The 24096-nt window shown below is 43.7% G+C and carries 21 protein-coding genes; 13 read left to right on the top strand and 8 right to left on the bottom strand.

The window, feature by feature from the left end; all coding sequences use genetic code 11:
- Positions 1 to 113 precede the first annotated feature (113 nt).
- Positions 114 to 2450, bottom strand: a complete 2337-nt coding sequence (locus DS891_RS12355) for a DNA polymerase II (protein ID WP_174169952.1) — start codon at positions 2448 to 2450, stop codon at positions 114 to 116.
- A 167-nt stretch (positions 2451 to 2617) separates the two neighbouring features.
- Here DS891_RS12355 and dinG point away from each other — a divergent pair, with 167 nt between their 5' ends.
- The 7 genes from dinG (at position 2618) to DS891_RS12320 (ending at position 8323) form a co-directional block, all read left to right on the top strand.
- On the top strand, positions 2618 to 4687 hold the full coding sequence (gene dinG, locus DS891_RS12350) for an ATP-dependent DNA helicase DinG (RefSeq protein WP_174169951.1): 2070 nt from the start codon (positions 2618 to 2620) through the stop codon (positions 4685 to 4687).
- A gap of 2 nt (positions 4688 to 4689) precedes the next feature.
- The gene (locus DS891_RS12345) at positions 4690 to 5469 is read left to right on the top strand and encodes a TSUP family transporter (RefSeq protein WP_010606576.1); all 780 of its coding nucleotides are present in this window, start codon (positions 4690 to 4692) and stop codon (positions 5467 to 5469) included.
- On the top strand, positions 5466 to 6065 hold the full coding sequence (locus tag DS891_RS12340; RefSeq protein WP_039496840.1) for a primosomal replication protein: 600 nt from the start codon (positions 5466 to 5468) through the stop codon (positions 6063 to 6065). The genes DS891_RS12345 and DS891_RS12340 overlap by 4 nt, the downstream gene beginning before the upstream one ends.
- Entirely contained in the window at positions 6065 to 6970 is a 906-nt protein-coding gene (locus DS891_RS12335; protein ID WP_174169950.1) for a histone deacetylase, read from the top strand. The genes DS891_RS12340 and DS891_RS12335 overlap by 1 nt, the downstream gene beginning before the upstream one ends.
- 27 nt (positions 6971 to 6997) lie before the next feature.
- On the top strand, positions 6998 to 7270 hold the full coding sequence (locus DS891_RS12330) for a late competence development ComFB family protein (RefSeq protein WP_174169949.1): 273 nt from the start codon (positions 6998 to 7000) through the stop codon (positions 7268 to 7270).
- Positions 7267 to 7428, top strand: a complete 162-nt coding sequence (locus DS891_RS12325) for a DUF2496 domain-containing protein (RefSeq protein ID WP_010375809.1) — start codon at positions 7267 to 7269, stop codon at positions 7426 to 7428. Before DS891_RS12330 ends, DS891_RS12325 begins: the two co-directional genes overlap by 4 nt.
- Before the next feature lie 100 nt (positions 7429 to 7528).
- Positions 7529 to 8323, top strand: a complete 795-nt coding sequence (locus DS891_RS12320; RefSeq protein ID WP_045989194.1) for an NPP1 family protein — start codon at positions 7529 to 7531, stop codon at positions 8321 to 8323.
- Between the two features lie 63 nt (positions 8324 to 8386).
- Here the strand turns inward: DS891_RS12320 and DS891_RS12315 are convergent, their stop codons facing one another.
- Positions 8387 to 8851: a hypothetical protein gene (locus DS891_RS12315; protein WP_174169948.1), complete on the bottom strand. Its 465-nt coding sequence runs from the start codon at positions 8849 to 8851 to the stop codon at positions 8387 to 8389.
- A gap of 285 nt (positions 8852 to 9136) precedes the next feature.
- Between DS891_RS12315 and DS891_RS12310 the strand changes: the two genes are divergently transcribed.
- The 4 genes from DS891_RS12310 (at position 9137) to DS891_RS12295 (ending at position 15064) form a co-directional block, all read left to right on the top strand.
- Positions 9137 to 12247 carry an efflux RND transporter permease subunit gene (locus tag DS891_RS12310; protein ID WP_174169947.1) on the top strand — a complete coding sequence of 1037 codons (3111 nt, stop codon included), beginning with the start codon at positions 9137 to 9139 and terminating at the stop codon, positions 12245 to 12247.
- Between the two features lie 14 nt (positions 12248 to 12261).
- Positions 12262 to 13335 (top strand): efflux RND transporter periplasmic adaptor subunit, encoded by a 1074-nt coding sequence (locus tag DS891_RS12305; protein WP_174169946.1) that lies wholly within the window; start codon positions 12262 to 12264, stop codon positions 13333 to 13335.
- A 138-nt stretch (positions 13336 to 13473) separates the two neighbouring features.
- Complete coding sequence (locus DS891_RS12300) at positions 13474 to 14229, top strand: Nif3-like dinuclear metal center hexameric protein (protein WP_010375821.1); 756 nt, start codon at positions 13474 to 13476, stop codon at positions 14227 to 14229.
- 31 nt (positions 14230 to 14260) lie between these two features.
- Positions 14261 to 15064 (top strand): methyltransferase domain-containing protein, encoded by an 804-nt coding sequence (locus tag DS891_RS12295; RefSeq protein ID WP_174169945.1) that lies wholly within the window; start codon positions 14261 to 14263, stop codon positions 15062 to 15064.
- A 12-nt stretch (positions 15065 to 15076) separates the two neighbouring features.
- Here DS891_RS12295 and map read toward each other — a convergent pair whose 3' ends face one another.
- From map to DS891_RS12270, 5 genes are all read right to left on the bottom strand, one after another.
- Positions 15077 to 15847, bottom strand: a complete 771-nt coding sequence (gene map, locus DS891_RS12290; RefSeq protein ID WP_174169944.1) for a type I methionyl aminopeptidase — start codon at positions 15845 to 15847, stop codon at positions 15077 to 15079.
- Between the two features lies 1 nt (position 15848).
- Positions 15849 to 16049 carry a ParD-like family protein gene (locus DS891_RS12285; RefSeq protein ID WP_010606564.1) on the bottom strand — a complete coding sequence of 67 codons (201 nt, stop codon included), beginning with the start codon at positions 16047 to 16049 and terminating at the stop codon, positions 15849 to 15851.
- A 181-nt stretch (positions 16050 to 16230) separates the two neighbouring features.
- Complete coding sequence (locus tag DS891_RS12280; protein WP_174169943.1) at positions 16231 to 18504, bottom strand: TonB-dependent siderophore receptor; 2274 nt, start codon at positions 18502 to 18504, stop codon at positions 16231 to 16233.
- Between the two features lie 396 nt (positions 18505 to 18900).
- Positions 18901 to 19275 carry a rhodanese-like domain-containing protein gene (locus DS891_RS12275; RefSeq protein WP_102057257.1) on the bottom strand — a complete coding sequence of 125 codons (375 nt, stop codon included), beginning with the start codon at positions 19273 to 19275 and terminating at the stop codon, positions 18901 to 18903.
- The gene (locus DS891_RS12270) at positions 19272 to 19760 is read right to left on the bottom strand and encodes a hypothetical protein (protein WP_102057258.1); all 489 of its coding nucleotides are present in this window, start codon (positions 19758 to 19760) and stop codon (positions 19272 to 19274) included. The genes DS891_RS12275 and DS891_RS12270 overlap by 4 nt, the downstream gene beginning before the upstream one ends.
- 113 nt (positions 19761 to 19873) lie before the next feature.
- On the opposite strand from DS891_RS12270, the gene DS891_RS12265 reads away from it, so the two are divergent.
- Complete coding sequence (locus tag DS891_RS12265) at positions 19874 to 20392, top strand: hypothetical protein (protein ID WP_174169942.1); 519 nt, start codon at positions 19874 to 19876, stop codon at positions 20390 to 20392.
- A 415-nt stretch (positions 20393 to 20807) separates the two neighbouring features.
- Positions 20808 to 22448: a methyl-accepting chemotaxis protein gene (locus tag DS891_RS12260; protein WP_174169941.1), complete on the top strand. Its 1641-nt coding sequence runs from the start codon at positions 20808 to 20810 to the stop codon at positions 22446 to 22448.
- A 124-nt stretch (positions 22449 to 22572) separates the two neighbouring features.
- On the opposite strand, the gene DS891_RS12255 is transcribed toward DS891_RS12260, so the two are convergent.
- The gene (locus DS891_RS12255; protein ID WP_174169940.1) at positions 22573 to 24000 is read right to left on the bottom strand and encodes a serine hydrolase domain-containing protein; all 1428 of its coding nucleotides are present in this window, start codon (positions 23998 to 24000) and stop codon (positions 22573 to 22575) included.
- Positions 24001 to 24096 lie beyond the last annotated feature (96 nt).

Below are 24096 nucleotides of genomic sequence, written 5' to 3'. Positions count from 1 at the left end.
AGGTGAAACACACCATTTTAGTTAACAAAAAAGGAACTTCATTTTAGTGTGTTTTTGCTGATCAATTAATTTTGAGACTTGAAGGTGGCTGCAATTTGAAAGCACGATCCCTATTAAATCAAATCGAAACTTTGTTGCCCATCTGAACGAATTGATAGCTTAGATGCATTTGGAAGCATCTGATATATAGGAAGAATTTGTTTTTCAATGTACTGATAATAATCAATATCTACGAGCTTGCCTTGCTGCGCGAACTTGGGTCCATCGGTACTTAAATAATACGGAATTTGCGCCCCCTTTTTAGCAGTTTGCAACAATCCATCTTCGATAGCTTGTTTCGCCGCTTTTACCTGAGGAGGGATATTTTTTGTATATAACTCAACAGACTTACCAAGCTTCTTTTTATAAATGAGTTTTTCGTCTACTTTTCCAGCGAAAATCTCATTTATGTATTGATGAGTGATCTCAACGGTGTCGAGCCCGTCAAACAGCGCGCGAATAATTGCTTGTTGATATTCCTTTGCAATTTCCGTCCAATCACTACGCACGGTCTCCATTCCTTTAAAAACCAGCTTTTGCTCGCCAAGATCTGTGATCTGCCCAACATATCGCTTTTTAGAGCCGACTTCTTGCCCACGAATGGTGGGCATAAAGAATGGGCTATAATGTGTTTCAAACTCTATTTCTAAATAACTGTGAAGACCAAAGCTTTCCGTAAGTAAAACGCGCCAGCGCTCGTTAATTTCTATCATCAGCTGCTTGCCTATTGCTTGGCACGCTTCGCTACACAAAGACTCGGGTAAACAGACGAAAGTTGAGTCGGTATCGCCGTAGATCACCTCATATCCAAGCTGTTCAATCCAGGTTCGCGTTTGTTGCATTATTTGATGACCGCGCATCGTTATTGAACTCGCAAGACGGGGATCGTAAAAGCGACAGCCTTTTGAACCAAGTACGCCATACAAGCTATTCATGATGATTTTAATCGCCTGTGAGAGCATCATGTCTTTGTCTAATTTAGCTTGTTCACGTGCGCTGGAGAGCGCGGCGACTAAACCCGGTAAATGATGTTCTGTGCGGCTAAATTTACCTTCATTAAAGCCCTCTATGGCACGTTCAGGATGCTGTAATCCTTCTATTAACCCCATAGGGTCAATGCAAAAAGTGCGGATAATTGAGGGGTAAAGGCTTTTGAAATCGAGTACCAAAATATTTTGGTAGAGGCCTGGCTTTGAGTCCATGACATAACCGCCGGGACTGTCAAAGTTAATACCATGCTCAGATAAATTTGGTGCAATGTAACCGCTACGGTGCAGTAACGGTAAATACAAGTTGGTAAACGCAGCGACTGAGCCGCCCATTTTCTCGAGTTCCAAACCCGTCAACTGAGTTCGAGCGAGGGCAAATTCAAGTAAGTTTAGTTTACTAAAAATGTCGAGCACCAACTGACAATCTTGTAAGTTATACGCTGCGAGCGCCGGTTTATCATGATGAAACTGCCTGATGATTTCCTCAAGCCTGTCATCCTGTGCGATAAGCTTGGTAGTACCCAAAACCTTCTCAGCCACAAAGCTCAGTTTAAATGTTTCAAAGTGATAGGTCGCATTTTTCATCATATCGATGCCATCTAGCATCACTCTCCCCGGAATAAACACCCGGGTATAGTTACCTTTGAAGGTCGACATCGCTCCGCCATCTCGCCCTATCGCAAGTGCGACGCCGTTAGCCTGTGCGCGTTCCACAAGTATTGCGGCATCGAACTCAATCACATTCCATCCGATTAACACATCTGGGTCTAAACGATTCACTTGCTTGACCAGCTCTTCTAATAACGCAATTTCATCTTCAACCCAAACGACATTGACGGCAGCATGCTGCGCCTCACCTATCATGATCACCAGCTTTTTGGTATCGGTCACTAAACCCACCGAAAATAAGACCCCCTCGCCGTTACATTCTATATCGATAGAAAGCATTTCAAGGTGTGGCCTATAATCATCACAAGCCTTAAATTGCGCCTGAGTAATTTCGATATAGCCCGGTTTTTGCGTGGCTTTACCTTTGACCCAAGCAGCTCCGCGAATAAAGCGCTCCATTAAATAGCGGTCGGAATGGCGAATATCCTCTTCATATAACGCGATTTTATTTTCAAGTAGCTGTTTTGCCTCATAGAAGTGATTCAAGGTGCGAAATTTCACAACACAAACAGGAGCTTGATCGAAGTGCTTTAGTTGACTTGGCGAGATGCTAAACTGCAACTGAGCGCGACTTAGCAGCAGCTCTACTTCCGTTTTTTTATCTTGTTTAATGAAAAAGAGTGGCTGCTCATCCTCTACCCACACCTTGAGTAACTGATGTTGCGATTTGAGCCAATAACACAAGCGCAGTTGGCCATTTACCTGCATCTGCTGTCTCGATAAAATAAAGCCCTGATATATCGCTTGTGCCAACTCCAATACCACCCTAAAATAGACGAATCACTGTAATTATATCCACCTGTTTATTGAACATAAAGTCACAAACAGAATAAAACCTATCCATTAACGCAGTGATTAACTAAAAATCGAGACTCAAGTGATAGGCTTGCTTCATATTAGAACTCTAGGCTAAATAGATTATGCTCTCAGACAAACTAAAAAAAACCATCCGCCAAGCACATCAAAATGTCGCCTCCGCTTTAGATGGCTTTCGTCCTCGTCCGAGTCAAAATTATCTGGTCGCCGAAATAGCAAAAACACTCTCTGGTGATTATCACCGCACTCAACGTATTTGCGTGATTGAAGCAGGAACAGGTACTGGAAAATCTTTAGCCTATCTACTCGGCGCACTTCCTGTTGCACTCTCAAGTAAAAAGAAACTCGTCATTTCAACAGCAACCGTCGCTTTACAAGAACAACTGATCAACAAAGAGTTGCCATTTTTAAAAGAACATTCAGGCATAGACTTTAAATTTGACCTTGTAAAAGGCCGTCAACGCTACATCTGCGTACAAAAACTGATGGCTGCCGTCAGCGATGATGAGATGCAAATATCGATGATGCCGACAACCAGCAGCCCGCTTTCTCAAATGGAGCAAAGGTGTTTAAGAGAGTTGGCACTTGCTTACCAAGAAAAGCGCTGGCAAGGTGACAGGGATAGCTGGGAAGACACAATTCCAGATAAAGTTTGGAATGTTATCGCTTGTGATAAACACGCCTGCCAACGGCAACTAAAATCTCATCACTTATGCCCTTTTCATTTGGCTCGACAAAAGATTGCACAAATGGATGTGCTAGTAATTAATCACGCTTTGTTACTGGCCGACTTAGAACTAGGTGGCGGAACGATATTACCAGAACCAGAAGAAACATTTTACGTAATTGATGAAGCGCACCACCTGCCTCATATTACCAGAGATTTTTCTTCTGCTGCGGCGACGATTAAAGGCACTATCGAGTGGCTTGAAAAGCTACTTAAGTTTAGCGGAAAGATGGCAAACACCGTGGTTTCGCAAAAAGCCATTGGGCAGAATTTCAAACTGAACGATGCAGCCAATGACGCGGCGAAATATCTCAGAGCGGTAAGAGATATACTCGATCAGAGCGACTTTACCTATAACGATGACGATACCTACCGCTTTAGTCATGGAGAAGTACCTGAAGCGCTCACCGTAAAAGCAAAAGATATCGCTGATGCCACGCAAGATGCATTGCGTTGCCTTACCAAGATGCATGATGCTCTGTCGGGCGATGTTTCAGACGGCGATGTGCAAGCATTTTTAGCCGATCCGTTATTGGTTGAAAGCGGTCAATATATCAACCGGCTTGAACAACTCAACAAACTCTGGTTTAGCTATGCTCGAAAAGGCGACAGCGTGCCATATGCAAGGTGGATAAAACGCTTAGAATACAAACACCATCACGACCATTTACTTTGTGATTGTCCGATTGAAGTCGGCTATTATTTGAAGGATAACCTCTGGCGAGAGTGTGCAGGCGCGGTGCTCTGCTCCGCAACCCTAAGTGCTTTGGGCACATTTGATCATTTCGCCCACGAAAGTGGGTTGGCAAAAGAGCCTGGTGTTAAATATATCAAGGCTGATTCTCCGTTTGATTATCCCAATCAAGCAACATTGCATTTGCCAAAAACCCAAACAGATCCAACGGATAAAGCCTTTAGCGATTATTTAGCGGATGCCCTGCCAACATACTTAGACACCAGCAAGGCCAACCTTGTACTGTTCGCTTCTTATTGGCAAATGAACCATGTGGTAGAAAAATTAAGAGGTAAAAATCTCAATATTTTGGTGCAGGGTGAGCTTTCCCGTGACGCCCTACTCACTCGTCACAAAGCAAATATCGACCTAGGTCGCGGCAGTATCTTATTTGGTACACAAAGCTTATCCGAGGGGCTAGACTTACCCGGAAAATACCTAGAGAACCTCGTGGTAACTAAGATCCCTTTTGCCGTGCCAACGTCCCCTATTGAGGAAGCCCAAGCAGAATTCGTGCAAAGTAAAGGGGGGAATCCATTTTTATCTATCACTGTACCCGATGCTGCAAAGAAATTAGTACAAAGCTGTGGTAGACTGCTGCGTAAAGAATCAGACTCCGGCCGTATCACCATCTTAGATAGACGTTTAGTTACAAAACGTTATGGCAAAGCCATGCTTGATACTCTGCCACCATACAAAAGGCAAATTGATTAATAATGTTTGAACTCGCTTTAGATCCCACTACTTGGGGGTTACTTTGCTTAGTCGCACTGGCTGCTGGATTTATTGATGCAATTGCAGGTGGTGGTGGGCTGCTAACCGTACCTGCCTTGCTTACTGCTGGCCTTCCTCCGCATTTAACCTTAGGTACCAATAAGCTTGCCGCGAGTTTTGGCTCCTTAACCGCGAGCTTTACTTACTACAAAAAGCAGTTATTCAAACCTAGCTTTTGGATTGGCTCTATTATTGCCACTGCGATAGGTGCCGTATTGGGCACATTACTTGTCGACTTTTTAAGTATCGAGTTTTTAAATAAACTTATCCCCGTTATTATCATCGCTGTCGCAATTTATAGCTTAGTCGGTAGACTAAGCCCAACAGATTCCCATACTTTGCCAGAAGCGAATCGAGCACTCAAAATCAAGCAATGGGCGCAAGGTTTATCGTTGGGATTTTTTGATGGTATGGCAGGACCTGGTACTGGCACGTTTTGGACTGCGTCTAACAGTATGCTCTATAAAATGAGCTTACTTTTAAACTGTGGTCTTGCTCGTTCAATGAACTTTGTTTCCAACTTTATTTCGCTTATCACCTTTGTAGCCTTGGGTCATGTTAACTTTATGCTGGGTATCACCATGGGCGCCTTTTTAATGTTTGGTGCTTGGCTTGGTGCGCATTCTGCAATTAAGTTTGGCAACAAACTGATCAAACCACTCTTTAACACTGTGGTTATTGTACTTGCTGGCAAGCTCATTTTTGAGGCTTATTTCTCGTGAGTACAGGACTTATCAAGCTTGAGCAACAAGTCAGCCGCTTAAAGCAACAAGCAGCGCAATTTGACTCCGCGAAATGGTTTGATAAGAATCGTTATATGCAGGCACAGCCCAGCTTATTTGATGCCCGTGTATTTCGAACTAAAAGCTTAAAGCTCAGCGACTATGTTGAAGAAATAGCAGAAGCAATGTCCCACCTGCCGCCAAGTGAACAGCGCCACGCCTTTACATTTGCCATCGAGCGGATAGGTTCACAAATGGAAGCCGTGTTGAAGGTGTTAAAATCAACCCCGGTCTGGGCGAAAGAAAACAAACTAAATACACCAAAAAAAGCCAAAGTGTATAAGAAGGCTGTGCAGAAGATTATGCAATCGTCCCATGAGTTATATCAGGAACTGTCGCAAAATCATGAATTTGAGCGTCGATTGCAAGAAATGATTGATCTCAGAAGACTACAGATGGACAAAGCAGATCCCACTCAGGCTGCCAAACTCAATGCCGAAATATTAGCCCTTCATGCCCGCCTTGGCCGCTGCAGAAAGGCCATTTCCGCCACCGAGCAAAAAATTCAAGAAGTTGAGAAAAGTCAGAGCCGTTAATGCTTTACTACCACCCTATTTATAGCGAGCTAAATCTACCTGAAAAGCACCGCTTCCCTATCAGCAAGTATAAAAAATTATACCAACGAATAAACGCCAGTAAATTTGCTCAATTTATCAAAGAGCCCGAGCAAAAAATCACAGCTGATGCACTGCAACTTTGCCACGACAGTAATTACGTTGATGCCTTTCTAAACGGCACCTTGAGCGAAAAAGCCACTAAGAAAATGGGCTTCCCTTGGAGTGAACAACTAGTTGAACGCACTTTGATTTCTCTAGGTGGCGGTTTAGCGGCAGCAAAGTATGCGCTCGAATATGGATTTGGAGCAAACTTAAGCGGCGGCTATCATCACGCACATCGCGATTTTGGTAGTGGCTTTTGCATATTTAATGATTGGGCGGTAATCGCAGCAACGCTCATTGCCCATCAACGGGTGGAGCGCGTGCTTATTTTTGATTGTGACGTACATCAAGGCGATGGCACTGCAACGATCGTTGCGGATAGAGACGATATCATTACCTGCTCCATCCACTGTGAAAGTAACTTTCCTCGTGTTAAACCGCAATCCGATTTGGACTTTGCCTTGCCTGTGAATACACAGGACGCACAATATGTGGCAACCGTCCGCGAAGCCTTACAACTGGCGGTTCGATTATACCAGCCAGACATCATCCTTTATAACGCCGGCGCAGATGTGTATCAAGGCGATGAACTAGGACACTTTAGTGTTTCAAAGCAAGGTGTTAGGGCTCGAGATTCGATCGTTTTTGAGTATGCTCATCACCTCAATATTCCATTAGCTTTTGCTCTAGGTGGGGGCTATCAGCGCGATGTTGATCATCTTGTAGATATACATCAACAAACCTTTTTGGCTTTGTTCGATAACCCCGCTATTATGATATAAACTTAAAAGGAATGTGCAGGAGGCTGTATGAAGTTACATGATGATATTCATAATTATTATGAAAAGCTGGTAGTCGAACATATCGTCCGTCGTAAGTTAGATAAAATCTATGATGAAGACGTAATGGCCGACTTTTGTTGTACTGTTTTGAACCAACTTCCATCGCGTTATATTCGCTACGATGTCGACATGGAATTTTACCTGCCTCAGCCTGAGCGTGTAAAAATGGAACAAGCGGTAGAGTGTGCGATTGATTTTGCCATTTCGCAAATCGCTAAAAAGGAACAATTTCAAGTATGAGTACCCCTTTAGAACAAGCGCCAACTCACGTAAAACTTGCCGTCGACCTTATTATGTTGTTAGAAGAGCATGATCTTCCTGCAGAAGAAGTCATGGCTGCACTTGAAATTGTCAGATCTGACTTTCAAAAAAAGCTAAACAACCAACAAAAAACTTAACATTAAATATACATTTAAGTCATACTTCTTTTTTAACCTTAGATTCTAATCGATAGCGGTTGTGCAAAACGGCACAACCGCATTTATTAAGGAAAGCAGTATGACAACAACACAACTCCCTTTATTGTCTCTCGCAATTGTTGCAGCGTGTACACAATACGCTTACGCCAATGACTTTGCGGCATTAGACGAAGCCCTACCAGCTCCCTACATTATCAATGGTACTGAACCTGTGTTCGATTTTGACGGTGATGGTTGCCTGCCGAGTGCTGGGATCAGTAGAACTGGCGTGCAAAATTCAGGGCTAAAAACATCGGGGCGCATCACAGGTGATTGCCGAGATAATCAATTTTTAAATACTTCTAATACTGTGCATCGCTACGCTTGTAAAACAACGACTAGCGGCGAGTATTGTGGACACTTCTATGCACTTTACTTCAAAAAAGATCAAGTGTTTGATTACTTTGGTGGTGGTCACCGCCATGATTGGGAGTATGCAGCGGTATGGACTCGAGATGGGATAGTTACACACGGTAGCTATAGCGCACATGGCGACTTATTCACTAAACCTGCTAATGAGCTACCATTCGAGAACGGCCATTTAAAAATTGTCTATCATAAAGACGGCATTTTGACCCATGCACTGCGCTTCGCCAAATCAAACGAAATCGCTGAAAACCACTATTACCGCTTTGTCACACCCGCTATCATCAGTTGGTACAAAATGGCTGGAGATGGAATTTCGAACACGGAGTTACGAGAAAAGCTCAATCAATATGATTATGGCTCTGCCACCTTGCCCGTTAAAGACAGTCGCTTCCTCAATAACCTTAATCGCTTTAAACCCAGTGACTACCCAGTGTACTCACAAAGTGATGTAGATAACGCTCAGTAATTGCTATCACAAACTCACCTCACCCGTCGGTGAGGTGAGTCGATATGCTTATACCAATAGGTATTAACCTGCATCTTGCTCTTGCCTCAGCAGCCTTGCTTGCTCTAATTTATATTGTGCAAAGAAAATACTATCCATTTCACTTGTTTGCGGATCGATAAAATAGGCAATATCGCTTCTATATGGCTCAGGTGAGAAGTGTTTGCCATCTTCCCAATAGAGCACAGCGTGTTTTACTAATTCACTCAGATAGGTGTGATCCCACGCATAGTGACAAAAACCATGGTGCTCCCCCAAGTTGGGAGAGTATTTTTTTTCATAATGCGCCATTTGCCCAGTATTTTTGTAATCCGCAAATTGTTTAGCATCTTGCTCTGCAGATTGGGGATCGGTGAAATAGGCAATATCACGCCGAGGGGGTAAGGCTTGCGGTAATCCAAATTTATCCGTTACGCCACTGCATTTTACGACGATCCACTGGACAAAATGTGCTCCGATAACGTGGTCCCATTTTAACGCAACGTACATATAACCTCCTTTTGAACATCATTTATCAATTATTGCAAAGAACTGATCATGCCCAGCTAAGTTTAGCCACTTCTATTGATCTTACTAGTACAAGTTCAATTGCCTTTAATTCAGATCAAAAAGTTTTTCAAACTATAAAAAAGCGTTACAAGGTATTACAGAACCGCACTTTATCGCTTATTTTTGCCAATTTAGCGCTAGCTTTAGCAAACGTAAATTTCACCTTACTGGCACTTTTTTTACATCACACTACAATGCAGAAAAAGCAAGATTGGAAACGTACCGATGAATGTGACACGCAGTTCGCTAAAAAACCCAGCGAGTGTAATTGTCATCTTGGTGTTGATTATTTTATTTGGGCTGTTAAGTATATTTAAACTGCCCATTCAGTTGACGCCAGATATTGAGCAACCACAGATCACGATTTTCTCGGGATGGCGCCAAGCCGCCCCAGAAGAAATAGAATCAGTGATCATCGAACCGCTAGAAAATGCGGTAAAAAACACACCTGGCGCACTTGAGGTTAATACCAACATCAATCGTGGTAATGGCTCTATTACGCTAACATTTGCGGTGGGTGCAAATATGCAACAAGCGATGCTAGATGTGCTAACAAGCTTAAATCAAGCCCCACCGTTGCCACTTGATGCGCTAGACCCAGTCGTATTCGCCGGCGGTAATAACGGTGAAGCAGCAGCCACTTTGTTGGTCACGCCCAAAGACTATCAGGCAAATAGTCTCGATTTTGATATGGCGCAGTTTCAAAAGCAAATCGACGAGTTTATTGAACCAAGACTTGCACGTATTCCCGGCGTGGCACGTGTCGATCTAGCGAGTGAGCGGCCAAAAGAGCTGCGTGTTACTTTTGATCCGCACAAAGCCGCCGCGCTTGGTATTAGTTTAGATCAAATCAGTAATGTACTTGCAAGCTCTCGCGATACTTCTGGAGGTCTTGCCAACGTTGGGCGTCGTCAATATACCGTGCGATTCACTGGCCAATATGACCTTTCCAGTATGGCTCAAATGCGTGTCGGCTACTCTGGGGACAGGCCAATCTACTTAGGTGATATTGCAAGTGTTGAGCGCACCTTTTCAGACCGTTTGGGCATGAGTGGCCGCAATGGTAAACCGGCCTATTATATTCGGCTCTCTCGGGCCAACGAAGCAAATACCGTTGCCTTGCTTGATGAAATCAACCTTGCAATTGATGAATTAAACCAAGGGCCGCTGGCTGAAAATGGCTTATCGATTGAGCTCAGCTTTGATGCCTCCGTCCACATTCGAAATGCACTTTCTTTAGTAAAAAGTAACTTAGGCCTTGGGGTACTCTTATCTTGTTTAATTCTGTGGCTATTTTTTAGAGGCTTAAAAGCAACCTTGGTGATTGCAGCTACAATCCCCATTTCATTGATGGTCGCCTTTCTCGCACTTAATATCTTTGACCGTAGTCTAAATGTGATCTCGTTGGCGGGATTGGCATTTGCAGTGGGCCTTGTACTAGACGCCGCTATCATAGTCCAAGAGAATATCTCACGCTTAAGAGCTGAAGGATTCGATAACAAAAAAGCCGCCTTAAAAGGAGCTGCCCAAGTGACAGGTGCTTTATTTGCGTCGACAACCACCAGCGTCGCCATCTTTTTACCTATTCTCTTTATGGCGGGTATTGAGGGACAGCTATTCTCTGATTTAGCACTGACACTCTCGATTGCCGTTATTGCGTCAATGTTGTGTGCTATTACCCTTATTCCACTGGCAAACCATTTGTGGCCAGACTCTGAACTAAAACCAGATCCTTATCATCAATACTGGCAAAAGCTCACCAACTTCATCATGAAGTTGACCAATAACAGAGTAAAGCAACTTACTTGGATTGGCGTATTACTGGGTGGCTCGGTGGTTGCAACCATGACCATGCTGCCAAAAACTGACTTTATGCCAAGAGCCCCCACCGATGGCTTTTTCTTTAACCTAGTGACACCACCTGGTGGCAACGTACAGTTTATGGAAGAAGAATTGCTGCTGCGCGTGAAAAAGCGCTTAATGCCCTATTACCAAGGCGAAAAAGAACCAGGTATTAAAGACTTTAATTTCTATGCGTTTGGTTCTAATGCTGGCGGCTTTATCTATTCAGCCGACCCTCAACGTGTTGAAGAACTGATGAAAGTGGCCAGAGAAGAAATCTTCGTCGACCTTCCCGATACTCAAGTGTTTTTCTTTCGCGGCTCCATGATCCAAGTCGCCAATGGCGGCGATGGTCGCGATATCAATATTGACCTTACAGGTCCCAATATGGACGACTTAATCTCAGCTGCTCAAGTGGCTCTACAAGCTGTGCAAACCGCACTCCCTGAGGCAACGGCCAGACCTCAGCCGCGATTGGATATGGCAGAGCCAGAGCTTAGATTAACGCCTAACGATCGTCGGATCACCCAAGCGGGATTAACGCGTCGAGATGTATCTCAAGCGGTACAAGCTTATACCGGTGGATTATTCGTCAATGAGTATTTTGATGGTAACGAGCGTATGAACGTTATTCTTCGTGGTATCCCTTGGCAAAGCCCTGAGGAACTAAAAGCCTTGCCTATCGTAACCCCTCAGTCAGGAATTCAAACTCTCGGCGAGTTGGCAAATATAGAACGTACAGTTGGCCCGACGCAACTGCGGCGTGTTAATGGTCGTCGCACGGTCAGCATTGTTGTCACGCCTCCGGCTGATATGAGCCTGCAGCAAGTGCAAACCATCTTGAGTGAACAGGTGATGCCAAAAGTGCGCGCAAGCCTACCGGCCAGTGCGGGTGCTATTTTGGCGGGAAATGCGCAAAAGATGAATTCCGCAATGGAAGAAATGGCGTTGAATTTTGTCCTCGCGTTGTTCATTTTGTTCTTGTTAATGACCGCGCTGTTCAAGTCCGCCAAAGACAGCGCCTTGGTATTGTTAGTGATGCCACTGGCTATCGCAGGTGGCGTGCTGGCTCTGTATATCTTAAACCTCTTTACCTTCCAGTCCTTGGATTTACTGACCATGATAGGCTTTATCATCTTGCTTGGGCTGGTCGTTAATAATGCCATTTTGCTGGTGGATCAGACTCGCGTTGCGATGGCATCAGGTATGAGCCGTGAAGCATCGGTCAGACAAGCGGTGTTACTAAGAGCAAGGCCAGTTTACTTGAGCACCTTAACCAGTCTGTTTGGCATGCTGCCACTAATGCTCATGCCAGGCGTAGGCTCAGAAATCTACCGCGGCCTTGCGACTGTCATCGTCGGTGGTATGGCTATCAGTGCTTTATTTACCTTAGTGTTGATGCCGAGTTTATTGCAACTTGGGCGGCAAACTCCGCCATCTGAAACAAACAAATCAACGGCCAAAGCCCCGCTCAGCCTAGTTGCCAATCAGTAAGTAGTGAGAACAGAATGAAAAACCCGATAAAACAGACACTTCAGGCCCTAGCACTATGTGCTGGGATCGTTGCGCCACAAGCCATCGCCGTGGTGCCAGTCACCGTCGCAGAAGTGACAAAAGCCCCTCTCACGAGCGAAATTGAAGTTAGTGGCACACTGTATGGGAAAGACGACGTGACGCTGACCGCCGGAGTTAGTGGCCGTTTGTTGTACGTAGCAGAACCCGGTACCAGTGTCGCAAAAGACGAAATCTTAGTACGTATGGACACACTTCCGCTGGAACTCGATAAGGCCCGCCAAGCCGAATTATTAAATCGAGCCAAGATCAATTTACGCTTATATCAACAAGAATTGACTCGATTAAAGAAGCTCGCAAAAACCAGCAGTGCGGCAGAGAGTCAAGTCGATGAAATGCAAAATAAACATGACCTAGCGCTGTCGGATATCGCCTTAGCAGAAGTCGAACTTAAGGTTATTGACGATAAATTGACTCGCGCAACGGTCCGTGCACCATTTGATGGCGTTATCAGTGAACGTTTTAAGCGCGCGGGTCGAGAAATAAACCGCGCCGACGAACTGCTCACCATATTAGATATCCATCATCTAGAAGTTCGCCTATATGTGCCCGTTAAATACTTAAAGTTTTTGCAAAAAGGCATAGCGCTGCCAATCCGTTCTGGTGATTTATCGCAGCCAGATAACACGTCAGCAAAAGTCACAGCGGTGATCCCCTCAACCGATCCGCGCTCACAAACCGTTGAAGTGCGTGCAGCACTGGCAGCAGATCAGACCCATAGGTGGGCAATTGGTCAATTAGTTGATGTAGCGGTGCCGCTCACCAGCAAACAAGCCGTATTGCTGGTTGACCGGGACGCCTTAATATTACGTAAACAAGGCACCCATATCGTCAAAATAGATGAGCAAAATAAAGCCGAACAAATTCCTGTCACCGTCGGCAATGGCAAAGGCCAATGGGTGGAAATTACTCCCCGCACCAGCGATATCTTACATGCCGGTGATAGAGTCGCCGTTCGCGGTGCTGAGCGCCTGCAAACAGGACAAGACGTCGAGGTGACAAACCCTTAATAACAAACCAGTTACTAGCCCAATGAGCTCACTCATGGACGAGCGGCTCATTTTTCTTTTCCACCCCCACGATATTCTCCCTTTTTGATCTATCGTAAAACCAGTTAAACTAGCGCTATCTGAGAGTTAGGGGGTGTTATGAAACGAACCAAATTAGTGAATCAATTAACGGAATTACTGAAGCCATTTCAAATTAACGATTACTGTCCAAATGGTCTGCAAGTAGAAGGGACAGACGAAATCCAAAAAATCGTCACAGGTGTTACCGCCAGCCAAGCTTTAATTGATGCCGCTATTGAACGCGGTGCAGATGCCATTTTGGTTCACCACGGCTATTTTTGGAAAGGGGAAGATCAATGTGTCACTGGCATGAAAAAGCGCCGCCTACAAGCCCTGCTTGCCAATGACATCAACTTAATCGCTTACCACCTTCCACTGGATGTTCATCCTGAACTCGGAAATAACGCCCAGCTCGGTAAGTTACTTGGGCTTGAATATGAAAGACCGCTTGAACCTTGGAATAAAAATAGCGTAGCGGTAAAAGGTAAATTAACGACGCCAATGACTGCTGTTGATTTTGCCGCTTTAGTTGAAGAAAAACTCGGTAGAAAGCCGCTCTTAAATGTTGCTGGCGATCACCCAATCAGCACCATCGCTTGGTGTACAGGTGGTGGACAAAGCTTTATTGATCTCGCGGCAAGCCAAGGCATTGATGCCTACTTAACGGGTGAAGCATCAGAGCAAACCATTCATTCATCAAACGAACAACAGATCCACTTTATCGCGGCTGGACATCATGCCACAGAGCGTTACGGCGCGAAGGCACTTGGTGAATATTTGGCAGCACAGTATGGTTTGGATGTTGAATTTATTGATATCGACAACCCGGTTTAATACCACTTTGCTTAACTAAGTGATCTCGCATATGGCTAGAAAAAAGCAGCAACAAAAACCGGCACCGACAGATAAAAACTTTGCTGAACTAACGTACAAGTTTAAAAACAATATCTATGGCACCAATAAAGGCAAAATCAGAGAAGCTGTGCTCAAGCGTGACTTGAGCGCACAAGTTGACTGGTTAACGCAATCAAGTGGCAAACGCATATTAGATGTTGGCGGCGGACAAGGGCAATTGGCGCTCTATTTAGCATCGCTTGGCCACCATGTCACTGTGATTGATATTTCTGAAGAGATGCTTGAACTTGCCAAAACGCGCGCGGATGAAGCCGGACTGAGTGACCAGCTGCATTTTATCCACGCGCCCCTGCAAGCACTCGATACGCTGCACTTAGGACAATTCGACTTAGTATTGTGCCATGCGGTGCTTGAATGGCTAGTTGAGCAACAAAGTGCGCTTATGCTGCTAAAGTCGCAGCTGAGCGAAACTGGCTTGCTTTCGCTAATGTATTTCAACCATGAGGCGCATCTGATGGCCAATATGGTGTACGGTAACTTCGACTATGTGCAAAAAGGCCTTAAGGTAAAGCAAAAAGTAGGTCTCAGTCCCAATAAACCAATTAGCCAAACTGATATGGCAACTTGGCTTAATGAGGCAAAGCTCAGCGTTATGCAAAAAACCGGTGTTCGCTGTTTTCATGACTACTTAAGGGAGTTGAGTAAGGCGGATGAAGATTTTGACGCTTTGCTCGCCTTAGAGCTTAAATACAATCGCCAAGAGCCCTATGCATCTCTAGGTCGTTATACCCACTTGATGTTAAAACAAGCGTAAGTACAGCACTGCTTACGCTTCTTCCGCTCTTAGGGTTAACACTTCAACGCCGTCATCTGTTACCAACACAGTATGCTCCCACTGCGCCGATAGCTTTTTATCTCGGGTTACCACAGTCCAGCCATCTTTTTTGGTTTTAATTTTTGCGCTACCCTGATTGATCATCGGCTCAATGGTAAAGGTCATCCCAGGCTTTAGCGTCATCCCGGTATTTGCTTTGCCATAGTGCAATACATTTGGCGCTTCATGCATTTCTCTACCGATCCCATGACCACAATACTCGCGTACCACAGTGTAGCCGGCTTTTTCAGCCACTTGCTGTACAGCTGAACCGATATCCCCAAGCTTTGCTCCAGGTTTAACCATTTTTATTCCAGCCCACATCGCTTGGTAAGTCGTTGCCACTAACTTTTTGGCTGGGAGTAATGCGTCTGGCATCACATACATTTTGCTGGAGTCGCTGATAAAGCCATTTTTCTCAAGCGTAATATCGATGTTTACAATATCAGAAGACTTTAAGATTTGTGATTTACTCGGCACACCATGGCACACGACCTCGTTCACAGAGCTATTAAGGACGAACTGATAACCATATTGACCAAGGCTGGCAGGACGCGCTTTAAGCTCATCAACAATAAAGTTGTGCACTTTGTCATTAATCTCTAGCGTAGAAATTCCGGGTTCAATCCAACTATCAATATAGTCAAACACTTGCGTAAGCAATCGCCCACTTTCGCGCATCAATTGGATCTCATCAGCGGTTTTGAAGGTAACCTCTTGCATCTCAATTTCCTTTTGGCTGTTGTGACTTCACTCGCGTCATTTCTGCCGTAATGATCTCTGTAAACGTAAGCGTTGGATTGCGCTCGGCAAGTCGCCCAATTTTAATCCAAAACTCAGCCTGTGAATTGATTGAGCGCGACATCACAGTGCTTGCTTCACGGATCTCATCGTGTAGTTCATCTGAAATTTTTACGATACCCATTTATATAAACCATATACATATCATATATAATTCATATAATAACGGAGTTGCGGAACAATGCAAAATCTAATGCCAATTTGCTTCTTATTTTGAAGCAAAAAAATTTGAAGCAAAAAAATGCACCGCCTCGGCGGTGCACTCCGTATTTTAAGCTTAAGTCACCCAAGCTTAGGTTGACTCACTAAAAGCTATAGCGCATCCCTAATTGCCAATTGAACGGTTCGCCGTGCATTACATAGCCGTCCCAAGATGAAATACTGTTGTAGTAACTTTCATCCAGTAGGTTGTTGAAGTTAAGCGACACACTAAGCTGTTCACTCACTTCATATCTTGCCATTAAATTAAGTAACGCTCCGGAAGATTGTGTGATCTTATACGCCTCGCTACCGCCGCCCGGCAATGGCCTTTGTGGTATTGCATAAAAACTACCTTGCCAATTAATTCCAAGCCCCGCAGTCAAGCCGTCAACAAACTCGCTAAAGTCATAGGTGGTATACAGGTTTATGAGCTCTTTGGGCTGATCCGTTAACAGCTCTTTGCCATCTTTTGATTCAGTTTTGTGTTTTGATAGCCCTAAGCTGATATTCCACTGCTCATTGATAGAGCCTGTAAATTCAACTTCAAAGCCTTCTGTCGTATCGCCTTCACCGCGCTGAATATATGGTCTATTGCCCTGCGGAGTTAGATAGCTGTCTGGGTAATTTGGATCGGCAATCGCAAGTCCATTTTCAACATTGCGATACACCGCTGCCGTAAAGTTCAAGGTGTCATCAAGTAACTCACCTTTTACCCCTAGCTCATAGCTTTCGCCTGTGCTTGGGTCGAGCATTTTATCATTGATATCAAAATAGGCTTGCGGCTGAAATGCTTCGGTGTAGCTTGCGTAAACACTATATTGCTCATTAATATCAACCACGAGCCCGGCATAAGGTGTGACTTCTGTATCCACCTTTTCGTGATAGCGGTTACGAAGAAACTTACCGTTATTAGGATCATAGAGGTCAATATCGTACTCCCAATTGGTGATCCTAGCGCCAACAATAAGCTTAACATCATCATGCGGGTTAACACGCACGGCCACAAATCCACCATTAGAGTCTGTTACCGTCAAACTATCACGGCCTAAATCTTTAAATGGATAGCGCGGCACGTCACCTGTCCAATCGTGAAAATTTAACCCTTCTAATGAAATAGTAGTCTGGTTGGCTTCATTACCAAATGACGTACGCTCCCGCTTGAATTGGTTGTAGCTGAAAATGACATCATGCGTACGACCAAATAACTCAACCGGGCCTTGGAGTGACAAGTCTATTGTCTTTTGTTCATCTTCGGAGCTACTTATTACAGCACTGTAACCGAATCCATTATCGCTGCTACCATCTGGGTTAATAGGCCCATCAGGATAGACGAAAAACAGCAGCCCACCTTGCATCTCAATGGTATTGTAAGTCGCGATGGCATGGAGTTGCCAATCGTTTTCAAACGCGTGATCAAGCCCAACAAAATAGGTGTATTCTTCGATTGGCCAGCTACTCCATTTTGCCGTCATCCCGGTGTCACCACGGCGTCCCTGATAGCGACTACCATCAGCGTAAAAGTAAGGTTGAGAGTGGCTATTTATCGCCCCTTTTGAAGCAGTATCAGCATATTCCACACCGAGTCGCAATAAGGTGTAATCGGTCAGATCAGCCTCAACGGTAGAGTATATAGACGTCTTCTCTTGGCTATACCGCTCAATGTAGGAATCTCTTTCATAATGTGCAGCAACAAAGCGGCCGCGAATACTGCCCTCTTGGTTTAACCCACTCGCCACATCCACCTCTGCGCGGTAATTATCCCAACTACCAGCCGAAACCGCCACACTGCCCTTAAACTCATCGCTTGTTGCACGTTTTCTTACTAAGTTTACGGTCGCGGTTGGGTCACCAACGCCAGTTAATAAACCATTTGCACCACGTACAATCTCAACACGCTCATAAGCAACCGCATCACCATTTACATTTGGTCTTCGGCCACCTGGGAACTGTTGCACACCGTCTATTTGGATTAAATTGACATCACCGCCACGTACAGAAAAACGTGTCCTATCAAGACTGGCTCCCCGCTTTGCATAAAAGCCCGTTGCATGTTCCAAGATCTCATCAATGTTAACCGTCTGCCAATCTTGCATCATTTGATTTGTGATAACGGTCACCGCTTGAGGCGTCTCACGCTGTGATAAAATCATTTTTAATGCCGCTTTGTTCGAAGACTCGGTGTAATTTTTTACACTCGTACCAGTCACATAAATATGCTCTAGTTCTTGAGCCCTACCATCACCCGCGGCATCAGCAGCTAACGTATCATCAGCAACTTCAGCGGCATGTGCATTGCCGTGTAGTGAGAACAGCACAAAAGTGGCGCAAAGAGAGAGTTTTAAAGAATTATTTATTTTACGTGAAGATGAAGAGCACATCGTTTTTCCCTAAATTAACTTCATTATGAAAACGATAGTGATTATCATTTATATTACCAACTCTTTCAAGTCCCTTTTTTAGTTATATGCCGTTATTTGAAGCGCAATTCAAGTGTGGTAGTGACCAAAACTTATTAAGCTTTGCCGTTTACCTTTTGTTTTTACCCGCTACTATTTAACCTGAGCTGCGGATAATTAATGCCTTTCTAGCAGCCAGTTTTAGCGCTAACTGCGTTGAATTCACTTCCAATAGCCAGCTATTGGTGCGTAAATTCGCCTTGTTTTCCCTAAAACTCTCTGGCTAGACAAGGAAAAACTAAGTTGTGCTTTAGAAACAATGAGTTGGAACATTCCTTATCCAAACCTCAGGTTATTTACTCAAAAAGTAGGGAGCCCCTATTTCTTCACCACAGGTAAAGACTTCGCCAGCCACTTATTCATATCACCTTCTAGGTGTTTTAAGGTGTAGCCTTTTGGCGCTAGTGCCTCAATAAAGATGCCAGCCCTACGCCCAGAGCGGCAGTACACAACGAGTGGTGTATCAGTCAATTTAGTCAGTTCTTCCTGATGCGTCTCAATCTCGTTAAAAGGAATGTTTATTGCCCCTTTGATATGTCCTGCGGCAAACTCTTCAGGGCTTCGTACGTCCACTATGGTGTAAGCGTCTGCTGACATTTGATTTACCATCAGTGCTTGCTGTGTGATCGTTTCCGATTGGGCATAGCAAATACTGCTAACAAACCACATAAAGCTAATAATCAGTTTTCTCATTTTTCAGTCTCCTTTTTGTACAATCCATCAAATACTATTTGCCACTTTTCAGCCCCTTGCTTACTCAGCCAAACCTGACGTACCGTACCATCTGGGTTCGCAGTCCATGTTATCTTATCCGTCACCTTAATACCTGCTGCATTTTTCCTATCCCCTTGTAATACCATTTTCCCTTCATGAAACTCACCATCCAACCGCAACAACAGTCCGCTATTATCCACCCAAGTTTGATGCCAACGATGAGTGGATGCATCATAAATATTTATACTCTCACCACGATACCCAAGTTCAGTGGTATAACTTTCTTTAATAACACAGCCATCATACTCACGGGTAATGCGATTACGCCCAGACTCAAGGCCTCCTACACTCGTTACCGACCAATCTCCAAGCCAAAAATCAAACTGTCTAAATCCTTGATCTTCACATTTAGCTAAGCTATTACAGCTAAAAAACAAAATACTAATAACCAACCATACCTTCATTTCACTGACTCCTTATATCCAACCTTGTTAGCTTAGCGGGGATTAACCAAACAGCTAAAGAAATCAGGAAATACTCCGATACAGTTAGAAATAGAGATAACAAGGATAACGTTATGGAAATTCAAATGAAGCCACATCACTTTGCCGGCGCACCAAACGCAAACAACGAAACACCTACTGCCACGAGTAATTCCACAGAAGAAACGGAAGAAAAACCTACAAATGAAGCCATATTGACTGAGTTTATGGACAAACAGGCAAAGAAATACAAAGGTAACAACCCAAATTTTAAGCAACAATATGAAATGTTAGAGCAGTCAGAAGCCCTAATGAAAGAGCAAATCCAACATTTACAACAGCTTATTAGCGAGTTAAAAAAAACACCTTTACAACGAGCCATAAAAGTATCCACAGTAAGCGATGCTGATATCCCAACAACACAAGAAAATACCCTGAGATATGAGCATACCGGCGCAAAACAGTATCGCGATAATGAAACAGAAAAAGAAATTGAGATTTTAACCCAACAACTTGATGAACTTAAATCACAGCATGCTGATATAAAGCAACAGATGATCCAAATGGTACTTGATGAAATGACTAGGCAACGAGATAAAAGGTATGAAGTCTAAATAGCTCAAATACTTCTATTACTTCATAGCGAGTTAACGAAATCAATATTATGCAGTTTTTTACAACTTCAGTTTAGGGTGAATTTTAATTCACCTATAGACCACACTTCAATCTCATAATTAAACACTATCCATAAAACCCCATAACACTAAGCCTTTAAACAAAAAAACAAAGTAATTTAGCAAATTTTAAAAAAGCGTGCTTTTCGAAAATAAAACCACTAAAAGAGAATAAAAAACCATATTAATTTTTCAATAAAAAACCACAGTCCCAAAACACCAAATTTAATCAACAAATAATACAAACTGAAAACATTCGCAAAAAATATTTAATTACTAATACCACCCACTTTTCAAATACAATACCGCCCCTTCAAATATCAATCACCACTAATGGTTTCGTTGAGCTCCAATAATGCAGTTAAAAAAACTATCTATATCTAACCAAATAACGTTAAGTTTCACCTTACTTTTTGTCATTTTCATTAGCGTAGGCCTGATGAGCTACCAAGGAATGAAAGAAGTGAATGCCAATCTAAACTACATTGTCAGAACCAGCATTCCATCTATGGAAACCATTAAAGACATTAAAATTGACTTAGCAACTATACGTAAAGATGAGTTTAGTACTGCATTAAACCCTGAAGACCCAGAGGTGCACAACTGGCTTGCTATTTTAAGAGATCTGAAGAAGTCATTGAATGACAAGATAGCATTTTATCAATCATTGCCAGTCAGCAAAGAAGAAAAGGCACTGTTCAATGCGTTTATTACCGCTTGGCAGCGATACGTCAATGCGACTTATCATTACGAAAGCCTTATCCTAAGTGGCAACGCAAAAGAAGCAAATCGTATTATTTTGGATAGCTATCCAGTGTTTGCCAACGCCATGTCTGAGCTGAGTGAACTGGAAGCATTAAATGATAGCAGTGTTGAAAATTCTGAGCGCTCGGCTATATCAGCAGTTAATAGCACCCTATTTACTTTAGCGATTTCTGGATTACTCGTTGCAGTAACCATAGTCATTATCTGCATACTTTTGAGTAAAGCGATTAAGACACCGCTTGCTTTATCCGTGGATCTTGCAAGTAAGATAGCCCGTGGCGAGCTAAATCACGCAATTGCACTTGAAGATACAGGTAAGAACGAGCTCGGTTTATTGACCCAATCTTTAGAAAAAATGCGTTCACAGTTACACGCCTTGATCACCATGATCAATGACTCAGCCATTCAATTAACTGCGGCAGTAGAAGAAGTAAATGCCATTTCTTACCAGAATGCACAAGGTATGAATGTACAGCAAAATGAGCTGCAATCCGTCGCATCCGCGATGACACAGATGCAAGCGGCGATTAGTGAAGTGGCTAAAAGTACAGAAATGGGCGCTGAATCAGCAAATCAGGCAAGTGAAAAAGCCAGAGAAGGCAGCGACGCACTTAAATCAAATATCAATCATATTTCAGACGTTGCACAAACAGTCACATCTGCAGGTGAACTTGCCAATAATCTCGAAAAAAACTCACACAACATTAATGTGGTTGTTGACGTAATCAGAGAAATCGCGGAGCAAACGAATCTATTAGCATTAAATGCTGCTATTGAAGCTGCTATTGAAGCTGCTCGTGCAGGTGCTCAGGGACGTGGTTTTGCTGTTGTTGCGGATGAAGTCCGCTCACTGGCCCAACGTACCCAAGATTCAACCACGCAAATTGTCGAAATTGTCAATGACCTACAAACCAAGTCGAAGGAAACCGGCGTGGCAACCAAGAGCTGTGAGCAGGGTATTGCACTTTGCGTTGAGCAATCAGAAGTCGCTGGCAATATGATCCATCAAATTGAATCTCAAATTGATAGCATCGCAGCCATGAGTACACAGATCGCGTCAGCTTGTCATCAGCAATCTGTGGTTTCAGAGGAGCTGAACAAAAATATCGAGACTATCAATTACTCGGCTGTTGAAATGACCGAAGGCGCCAACCAAACCGCGACGGCGTGTAATGAAATGAGTAAACTTGCCCACGACTTAAAGTCGCAAGTCGACAAGTTTACGCTCTAAAATACCGCCATAATGGATAAATAGCGCCTAAGCCTAGGTACGGCTAGGCGCTATATAATTGAGGCACTCTATCATCAAAAAAACAATGCTCGGTAACAGACATAGCAAAAGTTGATTGCAGCGCTCACTTTAGGACGGATTCTACAAATCTCTTAGCCGCCTCATGGTTACTATCTAGTTGCAATAGCTGCAGGTAAGTAACACGTGCATTGGTTTTATCTCCTTTAATAAGATACGCCTCAGCGAGACTGTCATAGGTATTCGCGCTTTTTGGGTGTGCCGCAACATTCAATTTGAAAAATTCAATTGCGGCGTCGTAATAACCGACTTCCAATAATTGATACCCAAAGCGATTTAGTTGGCGCTCACTTAATCCCTTCCCCGCACGAGTTTGGTGCTGATAACTTTTAATCGCAACTTCAACACCGTCAGATAAAATCGTTGCAAAAAGCAGCCGATATGGACTTAACTTGGGCGATGCTGCAGCTTTACCTGCAAGGATTTCAAGTATGCCATCAACCATCTGTGTCAATGGTGCGCCGCCTGTATTATCCAGTAAAATAATAACCGTTTTGTCCTCCAATACTCTTGCAATCTTTGCCCCAAACCCTGGGATTCCACCGCCATGGTGAACCAGCGTTTTAATTTGACTGTCATCTCCTTTGTTGGTGATTTCCCAGCCAAATCCGTAATTTCTGTGTTTGGAAGGGGTAAATAACAATCTCTTGATTTCAGGCGTTAATAGTTTATCTGTGTATAATGCACGCTCCCACTTATACATATCTTGCACCGTTGAATACATTGCGCCCGCGGAAAAAGGCACTGTCATGTCAATAAAATCGGCATGTTTGAACCCCTTTAACGTGGTATCGTAACCATTCGCTAGGCCTTTAATTACCTGCTTATGATCGGCAAATCCAGTTTCTTTCATATCTAGCGGTGCTAATATTTGCTTTTCAAGTAGTTGCCAGTAGCTGTTTCCACTCACAAGCTCAAGGATACGTCCAAGTATAGTGTAGCCGGCATTGCTGTAACGAAACGCAGAACCCGGCTCAAACAGCAAGTCTCCTGAGCAAAAATGGTCGATAAACTCATCGCGATTATAAGGGTTGTGACTTTGCACCTGACGAAATTCGGGGTGTTGAAACACATCTGGTAAGCCTGACGTGTGATTAAGTAACTGCCTTATGGTAATTTGGCCTCCCGTATCCTTTCGGTATGTGGGTAAATAGCTGGAAATGTTGGCATCAAGCTCAATCTTTCCTTTCTCAACCTGTTGTAATACCAAAAGTGCCGTAAACTGCTTGCTCACTGATGCTAGCTTAAATTTAGTGTTGGGTTGATTTGCTATTTGCCACTCTACATTGGCAAATCCATAACCTTGCTGCAGTAACACCTCAGATCCTCGAGCAACCAAAGCGGCACCATCAAACTCTTTAATTTGGTGATACTGCGCGATATAGTCATCTAGTTGTTTTTGCAGTTGAGTCGTCGCCTGAGCGGGCATAGAAAACAGGCATAAAAATAACAGTAAATGGGGTAATGCTTTCATGTAAATCCTTGTTTATTGTTATGACGAGTCTTACTCTACGTGTCTAATGCTGGCTTGCCAGTGTGCTTTGGTGACATTGCGTGACAGAACAATTAA

This window comes from Pseudoalteromonas sp. JC28 (genome assembly GCF_013319255.1).
Lineage (GTDB): Bacteria > Pseudomonadota > Gammaproteobacteria > Enterobacterales > Alteromonadaceae > Pseudoalteromonas.
Note: the sequence above shows the minus strand (reverse complement) of the source record. Positions and strands in the feature narration are given on the sequence as shown.